The organism is Streptomyces sp. NPDC058459, from assembly GCF_042721685.1.
Classification (GTDB): domain Bacteria; phylum Actinomycetota; class Actinomycetes; order Streptomycetales; family Streptomycetaceae; genus Streptomyces.
On the sequence record NZ_JBHXLV010000310.1, the window covers coordinates 1 to 5,219 of the forward strand.

Here is a 5,219-nt window from a genome sequence, read left to right on the forward strand (position 1 = left end):
GTCCGGGCCCGGAGTGTAGGGCGGAGGGCGTTTCAGAACAGGCCCCGGTACCCCTGCCGGCCGGTGGCGATCCTGCCCTCGAACGTGCCGGCCGGGGTGCCGCCGTATCGCCACAGCTCGTACGACTTGTTCCGCACCAGCAGGTCGCCGCGGCCGTCGCCGTCCAGGTCCCCGGCGCCGACGATCTTCTTGTGGCCCGTCCACCTGGACGCGATCTTCACCCTGGCGGAGAGTCCGCCCGTGCTCGTCGCCTTGTGGAGGTAGACGTACACCGGGCGCGGACCCGTCCGCATCGCGGAGGGCCCCATTCACTCGAACAAGCGAGCGAATCGCAGCGGTTGTCCTAGGTGGGGGCGGCTCACCGGGGCTCAGCGCACGGGAAAGCCGAAGGTGTGGCCCTGCTCCTTCAGCCGGGGCAGGACGCGGCGCAGCGCCTCGACCGTCTGAGAGCGGTCACCGCCCGCGTCATGGAACAACAGCGTGGGCCCGTTCGGGAGTTCACGCTCGACCGTGGCCACGATGGCGTCCGTCCCCGGCCGCTCGAAGTCCTTGGTGTCGACGTTCCAGCCCAGGGGCCGCATGCCCCGTGACGCGGCGAGCTTGCGGCTGGCGGGCGTGAAGGCACCGCCGGGAGCGCGGTAGTACAGCGGCCGCACACCCCCGGATGCCTCGGTGATCATGTGCTCGGCGTCGAGGATCTGCTGCGACTGGTAGGCGACGGACTTCTTGTCCATGGTGGTGTCGTGCGACACCGAGTGGTCGCACAGCCGGTGCCCGGCGGCGACGACCCGCTTCACGAGGTCGGGGTGGGCCTGCGCCTGGGTCCCCACCATGCAGAACGTGGCCTTCACCCCGTACTCCCGCAGCACGTCGAGCACTTGGGGGGTCCAGGTGGGGTCGGGGCCGTCGTCGACGGTGATGTTGACGCCTCGCTCACCCTGGTCCGAGGCGTGCGCGATGGTCATGTCGACCGGCTTGACGGTGTGCCTCGCCGCCTTCGGCGCCGGCCTGCCCGGGGTGTCGGCCTGCGCGGTCCACAAGGAGGCACCGACGGCGAGCATCGTCACCCCGAGCGCCGCCCCGGCCGCCTTGCCGTACCAGCCCCGCGTTCCGTTGTGCCGTGCCATGCCCGCCCCCGCTCTCGCCCACCGAACTCCGGCCGCGTCGCGACCACTTGTCAGGACGGGGGGCGGGGACGGAGGGATGCGCGTGTTACCGAGCACGGACAATTCCGGGGAAGTTCGCGGACAACGTCCCTGCCGGACGACCGCGTCGGCCGTGTCCTCAGCAACACGACATGGGGAGGTATGCCGAATACATCAATCCGGTACATGGACTACCATTGGTACATGTCCATGAAGCGCACCAACGTCTACGCGGACCCCGAGGACCTGGCGATCATCAAGGAGGCCGCCAAGCGCCGGGGTATAAGCGAGGCTGAGATCATCCGCCAGGGCATCCACCTCGCGGCCATGGCCAACAGGGTCTGGGACGAGCCGCTGTTCTCACGCACCTTCGAGGGGCCGGGGCGCACGCTGTCCCGGTCGGAGGTCCGCGACACGGTCGCCGAGGCCGTCCGGCGTGAGGCCGGCGCGGGCTCCGGATCCGCCGCGTGATCATTGTCATCGCCGATACGTCCGGTCTTCTGGCGGCGCTGGACTCGGCTCATCCGGAACATGGGGCGGCGAACGAGGCGATCATGGCGGCGGGCCTGCTGGTCATGTCCCCGCTCCTGCTGGCGGAACTGGATCACGTGGCGACGCGTGAGCTCGGCAGGGAGGCCGCCCTCAGCGCGGTCGACGACCTGCGGCGCTGGATGAGCCGGGGTCGTGTCGTCCTGCCGGAGATCACGGAGGACCACCTGGGCGCAGCCCAGTCCGTCCGTGTCCGTTACCGCGCGCTGGACCTCGACCTCGCCGACGCGGTGAACGTGGCGCTTGCCGCCGACTACGACACGGACGCGATCCTCACCCTGGACCGACGAGACTTCCGCGCCGTACGCCCGCTGGGCCGTTACAAAGCGTTCCGGGTCCTCCCCGATGACCTCCCGCTCTGACGCGCACAACGCAGCAGGGGCACCCCAATGAAACAGCCCCAGGCCGCTGACCTGGGGCTGCAAAAAGAGCGGGTGACGAGAATCGAACTCGCGCTCTCAGCTTGGGAAGCTGATGTTCTACCATTAAACTACACCCGCGCAATACGGACATATCGACCTAGGGGTAGCCGGTGTCCGAACGCCCGCTCACTGTACCCCATGGTGAGGGAGGCGTGCGGGAGGCCGGTGTGGGGCGGGTGAGTTGGGGCGTACGGTGAGGGTGTCGGGCGCCCCGGAGTGCCGCCTGGAAGGTCGTCTCTTTGATCCCGTAATGTGGCATTCGGCGTCGGGGTAGCGAGCCCGACGCGGCTCCTGGGGAAGGGACTTGAGGGACTTGATGGAACGCACCGTCGTCCGCTGCGCGGACGGGCACGTCTTCAGCGCCGCTTCGTTCCCGATGCAGCAGGCCGAGCGGCTCGGCCCCGGCCGGCTCGTCCGGTGTCCGCACTGCGCCCGGCTGCGCAGCGTGGTGCCGGTCACCCTGCAGAACCTGCGGCGGAGGTAGGCGCACGGGAACAGGGGCGCGGGCCCGTCGCGATTGTCGGCGGTCCGCGCCCCTTGCGTATCCTCGGGGCGTGCTTCTCTCAGACAAGGACATCCGGGCCGAGATCGACGCCGGGCGGGTCCGTATCGATCCCTTCGACGAATCCATGGTTCAGCCCTCGAGCATCGACGTACGGCTGGACCGCTACTTCCGGGTGTTCGAGAACCACCGCTACCCGCACATCGACCCCGCGGTCGAGCAGGTGGACCTCACCCGGGTCGTGGAGCCGGAGGGCGACGAGCCGTTCATCCTGCACCCCGGTGAGTTCGTGCTGGCGAGCACGTACGAGGTGATCACGCTCCCCGACGATCTCGCCTCCCGACTGGAGGGCAAGAGTTCGCTGGGCCGGCTCGGCCTGGTCACGCACTCCACCGCCGGGTTCATCGACCCCGGCTTCAGCGGGCACGTGACCCTGGAGCTGTCCAACCTCGCCACCCTGCCGATCAAGCTCTGGCCCGGGATGAAGATCGGCCAGCTGTGCATGTTCCGGCTGTCCTCGCCCGCCGAGCACCCCTATGGCAGCGAGCGCTACGGCTCCCGCTACCAGGGCCAGCGCGGCCCTACCGCCTCGCGGTCCTTCCTGAACTTCCACCGGACCCAGGTATGAGGGCGACGACGACATGAGTGACGTCCGGGAGAACCTGACCTACGAGCGCTTCGGCACGGCCGTCCGCGAGCTGGCGCGGACCATCGCGGACGACGGCTTCGAGCCCGACATCGTGCTCAGCATCGCGCGCGGCGGCGTCTTCGTGGCCGGCGGCCTGGCCTACGCCCTGGACTGCAAGAATATCCACCTGGTGAACGTCGAGTTCTACACCGGCGTCGGCACCACGCTGGACATGCCGGTGATGCTGGCGCCCGTGCCCGACCGCATCGACTTCTCCGACAAGAAGGTGCTCATCACCGACGACGTCGCCGACACCGGCAAGACGCTCAAGCTGGTGCGCGACTTCTGCCTGGAGACCGTCGCCGAGGTGCGCTCCGCCGTCATCTACGAGAAGTCCCACTCCCTCGTGAAGTGCGAGTACGTCTGGAAGCGCACCGAGGACTGGATCGACTTCCCGTGGTCCGTCGACCCGCCCGTGGTCCGCCGGACCGGGCAGGTTCTGGACGCCTGAGCAGCCTCCCCCCGTGCACGGGGCAAGCTCAGAAGGTGCCCAGCTTCACGATCGACAGCAGTGCGATCAGCTGGATCGCGGACGCGCCCAGCGCCTTCGGCCAGGGCAGGTCGTGGGAGCGGGAGACCATCAGGGTGAGCAGGGCGCCCGCGGCGAGCCAGGTGATCCAGCCGATGACCTGGACGAAGCTCGCGTCACCGCCGGCGAACATGGCGACGACCAGGCGCGGGGCGTCGGTCAGCGACATGATCAGCATGGACAGGCCGACCGTGGGCTGCCAGGCGCCGTCGCCGCCGAGCTGGCGGGCCAGGGTGTGGGTGACCACGCCCAGGATGAACGCGCTCAGCACCATCGCCACCGCCGTGACCAGCACGATGGGGATCGCGTTGGTGAGCGTCGCGCCGATCACGTCCGCGCGGGCGGTGTCGAAGCCGAAGACGGCGAGCAGGCCGTAGAGGAACGTCACGATCAGGGCCGGGCCCCACATCGTGTAGTCCCGCATGCGGAGGAAGGTCGCGTCGGGGGAGAGGACTATCCCCTTCAGCAGTTCCTTCCAGTGCAGCGCCGGGCCGGACGGACCCGCCGGGGCGGTCGCGCCCGCGTGGTAGGTCTCGCCCTGGCTGTAGGCGGACGCCTCGTCCACGGAGAACGCCTGGGTGTGGCCTGGCTGGTTCGCCGCATAGGGGTCGTGGCCGCCGTGGCCGGGGTCGCCGAAGTACTCCGGGCCGTCGTTCGCCGGCCCCGGGTACCCGTACTGGTTCCCCTGGGGATTCCCCTGCGGGTAGCCGTAGGTGGGCTGCCGCTGCCCCTGGTGGGGGGCCCGGCCGCCGTACGACGGTCCCTGGGGCGCGTGCGCCTGCTGTCCTTGCGCGGTGCGGTTGTCCCGGTCCCCGCGTCCCATCCTGAATCCAGCCACCCGTCGAACGTACCCGCTCCCGCCCGCCCGCGTGCCGGGCCCGGGGGGTCGGGCCCGGCATTGCGGCCATCCTGTGACATCCCCTAAGGGACCGTCAGGGGGAACACCGGGGGCGACCGGGGGCGGCCGGGGGTTTGGGTGAAGACGCGAACGTAAGACGGTGGGGGCAGGATGGGGGCATGAGCGTAGTGAAGATCAATGTGCTGACCGTTCCCGACGAGCAGCGGGAGGTGCTGGAGAAGCGGTTCGCCTCGCGGGCGCACACCGTGGAGAACTCGGACGGGTTCGAGTGGTTCGAGCTGCTGCGGCCGGTGGAGGGCACCGACCAGTACCTCGTGTACACCCGCTGGCGCGACGACGCGGCCTTCCAGGCGTGGATGGAGGGCCCCATGAAGGCCGCCCACCAAGGCGCGGGCGGCGGTGAGGGCGAGAAGCAGCGGCCCGCCGCGGCCGGCTCCACCCTGTGGTCCTTCGAGGTCGTGCAGCAGGCGTCCCCGAAGTAACCGCCGCCCACGGGTACGACGGCGCCCCCCGGCCTCGTGGACC

Annotated in this window: 9 protein-coding genes and 1 tRNA gene; 6 read left to right on the top strand and 4 right to left on the bottom strand. The window is 69.8% G+C overall.

The annotated features are described in order from the left end of the window. Positions 1-32 precede the first annotated feature (32 nt). Together ACFWN1_RS31455 and ACFWN1_RS31460 are read right to left on the bottom strand one after the other, a co-directional pair. Complete coding sequence (locus tag ACFWN1_RS31455) at positions 33-293, bottom strand: hypothetical protein (protein WP_384369562.1); 261 nt, start codon at positions 291-293, stop codon at positions 33-35. Between the two features lie 75 nt (positions 294-368). Then, a complete protein-coding gene (locus ACFWN1_RS31460; protein WP_384369564.1) occupies positions 369-1,127 on the bottom strand; it encodes a polysaccharide deacetylase family protein in 759 nt (252 codons plus the stop codon). 222 nt (positions 1,128-1,349) lie between these two features. On the opposite strand from ACFWN1_RS31460, the gene ACFWN1_RS31465 reads away from it, so the two are divergent. Further along, positions 1,350-1,616 (top strand): CopG family transcriptional regulator, encoded by a 267-nt coding sequence (locus ACFWN1_RS31465; protein WP_384369567.1) that lies wholly within the window; start codon positions 1,350-1,352, stop codon positions 1,614-1,616. Further along, positions 1,613-2,056 carry a PIN domain-containing protein gene (locus ACFWN1_RS31470; protein ID WP_148024223.1) on the top strand — a complete coding sequence of 148 codons (444 nt, stop codon included), beginning with the start codon at positions 1,613-1,615 and terminating at the stop codon, positions 2,054-2,056. The genes ACFWN1_RS31465 and ACFWN1_RS31470 overlap by 4 nt, the downstream gene beginning before the upstream one ends. Positions 2,057-2,123: 67 nt before the next feature. Here ACFWN1_RS31470 and ACFWN1_RS31475 read toward each other — a convergent pair. Then, positions 2,124-2,194, bottom strand: a tRNA-Gly gene (locus ACFWN1_RS31475). Between the two features lie 238 nt (positions 2,195-2,432). On the opposite strand from ACFWN1_RS31475, the gene ACFWN1_RS31480 reads away from it, so the two are divergent. The 3 genes from ACFWN1_RS31480 (at position 2,433) to ACFWN1_RS31490 (ending at position 3,757) form a co-directional block, all read left to right on the top strand. After that, the gene (locus ACFWN1_RS31480; protein WP_384369570.1) at positions 2,433-2,600 is read left to right on the top strand and encodes a hypothetical protein; all 168 of its coding nucleotides are present in this window, start codon (positions 2,433-2,435) and stop codon (positions 2,598-2,600) included. Between the two features lie 70 nt (positions 2,601-2,670). After that, complete coding sequence (gene dcd / locus ACFWN1_RS31485) at positions 2,671-3,246, top strand: dCTP deaminase (protein ID WP_384369573.1); 576 nt, start codon at positions 2,671-2,673, stop codon at positions 3,244-3,246. 13 nt (positions 3,247-3,259) lie between these two features. Further along, positions 3,260-3,757 carry a phosphoribosyltransferase gene (locus tag ACFWN1_RS31490; RefSeq protein ID WP_384369576.1) on the top strand — a complete coding sequence of 166 codons (498 nt, stop codon included), beginning with the start codon at positions 3,260-3,262 and terminating at the stop codon, positions 3,755-3,757. A gap of 28 nt (positions 3,758-3,785) precedes the next feature. On the opposite strand, the gene ACFWN1_RS31495 is transcribed toward ACFWN1_RS31490, so the two are convergent. Beyond that, positions 3,786-4,673, bottom strand: a complete 888-nt coding sequence (locus tag ACFWN1_RS31495; RefSeq protein WP_384369579.1) for a Yip1 family protein — start codon at positions 4,671-4,673, stop codon at positions 3,786-3,788. A 179-nt stretch (positions 4,674-4,852) separates the two neighbouring features. On the opposite strand from ACFWN1_RS31495, the gene ACFWN1_RS31500 reads away from it, so the two are divergent. Further along, positions 4,853-5,176, top strand: a complete 324-nt coding sequence (locus tag ACFWN1_RS31500) for an antibiotic biosynthesis monooxygenase family protein (RefSeq protein WP_384369582.1) — start codon at positions 4,853-4,855, stop codon at positions 5,174-5,176. The last annotated feature ends 43 nt before the right edge of the window (positions 5,177-5,219 follow it).

Coding starts and splice junctions, on each gene's coding strand:
- ACFWN1_RS31455 (WP_384369562.1), bottom strand. CDS start 293: ATGCGGACGGGTCCGCGCCCGGTGTACGTCTACCTCCACAAGGCGACG.
- ACFWN1_RS31490 (WP_384369576.1), top strand. CDS start 3,260: ATGAGTGACGTCCGGGAGAACCTGACCTACGAGCGCTTCGGCACGGCC.
- ACFWN1_RS31480 (WP_384369570.1), top strand. CDS start 2,433: ATGGAACGCACCGTCGTCCGCTGCGCGGACGGGCACGTCTTCAGCGCC.
- ACFWN1_RS31500 (WP_384369582.1), top strand. CDS start 4,853: ATGAGCGTAGTGAAGATCAATGTGCTGACCGTTCCCGACGAGCAGCGG.
- ACFWN1_RS31465 (WP_384369567.1), top strand. CDS start 1,350: ATGTCCATGAAGCGCACCAACGTCTACGCGGACCCCGAGGACCTGGCG.
- ACFWN1_RS31460 (WP_384369564.1), bottom strand. CDS start 1,127: ATGGCACGGCACAACGGAACGCGGGGCTGGTACGGCAAGGCGGCCGGG.